This is a genomic window from Nocardioides pakistanensis (genome assembly GCF_054781215.1).
The window spans coordinates 1-2,541 of sequence record NZ_BAAGUV010000061.1; the positions used below are offsets into that span (position 1 = coordinate 1).

The following is a 2,541-nucleotide window of genomic DNA, read 5'->3' on the forward strand; positions in this document are numbered from 1 at the left end:
ATATCGTTGTGTTGCGGCCGTCGTACCCACCGGCGCTCAGAGAACACACTGACGTCATCGCATCTGGAGTTGCGGCGGCCTTTAGCGTTAAATTGACGTTGAAAGCCGCTGGCTTTCAAGATGCCGCGGTGCGTCTGGGGTTGTTACGCAGAGGGATGCTTCTGAGGGAAGGAACGCCTCGTTCGGAGCTTCATGGGGCATTCCCATTCGGGTTACTGGCTTTATCCCATCAGTGGAAAGAAGACCCCATCGCCTCGTTAGAAAGTAACGTTGCCGCGCTCCACGGTGCGGCATCCCACCCACGTGAACTTATTGACTTTGTGTGCGTTGCTGACTTGGCGTGTGCAACAACTATGCGTATGCCCTATTTGCCAGCACACACAGTGGCAGGGCTAAGCGGCGAAAAGATGTCGATCCCAGCAGTAAACACCGGGTATGCGATTTCCGATCCTGCAGAGAGTGTTTCACCGGTTGCCACTTTAATCACGAGCCTTTTTGCCCGCCTGGCATTCCATGACCCAGAGCTGAAGGAGTTGTCGATTGGCTTGCGTAGAACAGGCACAATGGGTGCAGGCAAAGGAAAAAGCAGGCAGTGGAGTTTACAAGACGTCTACAGCCAGACCGTGCTCGAGACACTCGAAGCCCGATGGCTCACTAACGACGAGTGGGCGGCCGCATATCTTTGACGTGTTTGTTGGGTAGGGAAAGGTATAGAGCTTGATTCGACGACGTGTTAGAAAGCTGGCTTGGCCGAGGATTCTGCTCGGCATCATATTCTTGGCCTCTGTTGCGGCCTGGGGTATGGGCTGTTTGGAGTTTGAGACGCTCTCGCCTGTTATGGTCGCTTCCATGGCTGGCTTTGTGGCGCTCTCAATCAATGAAACCGTTGCATCGCGCAGAAGAGCCGAGCTTGAGACTAAAGTGCGGGAACAACGCGAAGCGAGCTATCGTGCGATTCTGGATCATATGCTCCAGTCTTTCCAAGGGGGCCCGCTTAGGTCTGAATGGGAAGTGCGAACGCAGATTGCATTATGGGGATCGCCCACATTGCTTAGCGCTTATTCGGACTGGCGTCGGATCGTGAATGAGCTGACTCGTGAGGGAAGCAACGTTGCGATCGCGCCGGAGATGAAGCTTCCGCTACAGGAATCTTTGGCAAGAGTCTGTTTGGAAGCGAGACGTGACCTTGCTATTTCTGATGTTGCCGAGCCGACAGTAGCGGAGATTGCCGAAATTTTCTTTGATGACTACCAGCGCACTCAGTAATCCTCGCTAGTTATAGAGCGGGTGTGAGAGGATCTAAGATCGAAATTGTGGTAACAGAACATCTCCCTTTCGTTAGTAGAAGCTGCTGACGTGGCGTAGGGTGAGAAACTCTTGAATGGGTGTCAAGAACCCTCGATAACGATCAGAATCAGGCAGTTTCTCCCCGCCCGAACCCGTACCGGGCTATGCTTCTGAACACAACAGAATCCGCAGAAACATGCGGGAAAACAGAGGTTCGTCGGTTCGCCGACGAGCTTGGTTCTGATGGGTCGAGCCCAACCGTCATTCTAGGTTCGAGTCCTGGTATCCCAGCCACAGAAAACCCCGGCTCAGGCCGGGGTTTTCGCGTACATCAGGTACGATTGCTCGGCAGAGTCTGAGAATTCGTCAGATGAAGCGTGAAATTACGTACAATGAACGGTGTGAGCGCCACTGACCACGCCGACGAGAACAGCACGTCGGACTTCATCTTCATCTGCCCGAGCTACCTCGAGTGCGTGCTCGCGGCGGGTGACGCGAGCGACATCGAATCCCTGCGCGACTGGTGCGCGGACCTCCCGCGCAAGAGCTACGGGCGCGTGTTCATCGAGGTCGAGTCGGCGGAGCAGATCCAGCCCCTTGCCGCGCCTCCCGGAGTCGGGATCACCTGGCTCGTGCAGGAGTCGCGCGCGGCGCTGACGGGCGAGCTGCTCATGAACGCCGTCGAAGCCTGGCTCGACGAGTGGGTGCGCGGCGACCCGCTGAGCGGCCGCTACGTGCACCTGTGGACCGGCGCCCGCGACAGCCGCGAGGTCACCGACCATTGGGGCCGCATCCGGTCCGAGCTCGCCGAGATCTGGACCGCCGCGGTCGAGTACCGCGAGCAGCGGGCGTAGCACTCGCGCGGCGGATCCGGGTCGGGAAGCCGTCCCGATCCGGACCCGCGCACGTCGACCCGGCTCACACCGTCAGGTGCGAGGCGAGGAACCAGCGATCCTTGTCGAGCTGCTGCGCCAGCGCGATCACGATGTCCTGGCTCGTGGGGTCGATCTCTTCGAGCCCCGAGATCGCGGCGTAGATCGTGACGAGTGCTGCGTCGAGCTGCGACACGACGTCGCGGATCGTGTCGTCCGACTGCTGGAATCCCTGCTTCGCCTCGGGCAGGCTGGCCTTCTTCGCGACGGCGCCGATGCGGGCGTCGACGGGCAGGCCGAGGGCGACGATGCGCTCCGCGACCTCGTCTGCGCCGTCCTGCGCATGTTCGACGACCTCGTCCAGGAACTCGTGCACGCCGAT

Annotated in this window: 4 protein-coding genes; 3 read left to right on the forward strand and 1 reads right to left on the reverse strand. The window is 59.0% G+C overall.

Going from position 1 to position 2,541, the window contains the following annotated elements:
* The 3 genes from ACYVIH_RS18845 to ACYVIH_RS18855 all read left to right on the forward strand — a co-directional run.
* A partial coding sequence (locus ACYVIH_RS18845; protein WP_460871075.1) for a hypothetical protein occupies window positions 1-686 on the forward strand: 686 nt, incomplete at its 5' end.
* Window positions 687-849: 163 nt separating this feature from the next.
* Window positions 850-1,266, forward strand: coding sequence for a hypothetical protein (locus ACYVIH_RS18850; protein WP_460871076.1), 417 nt, complete (start codon window positions 850-852; stop codon window positions 1,264-1,266).
* Window positions 1,267-1,688: 422 nt separating this feature from the next.
* Complete coding sequence (locus ACYVIH_RS18855; protein WP_460871077.1) at window positions 1,689-2,141, forward strand: SIP domain-containing protein; 453 nt, start codon at window positions 1,689-1,691, stop codon at window positions 2,139-2,141.
* Between the two features lie 64 nt (window positions 2,142-2,205).
* Here ACYVIH_RS18855 and ACYVIH_RS18860 read toward each other — a convergent pair.
* Window positions 2,206-2,541 (reverse strand): Dps family protein (locus ACYVIH_RS18860; protein ID WP_460871078.1); only part of this gene is annotated, 336 nt, incomplete at its 5' end.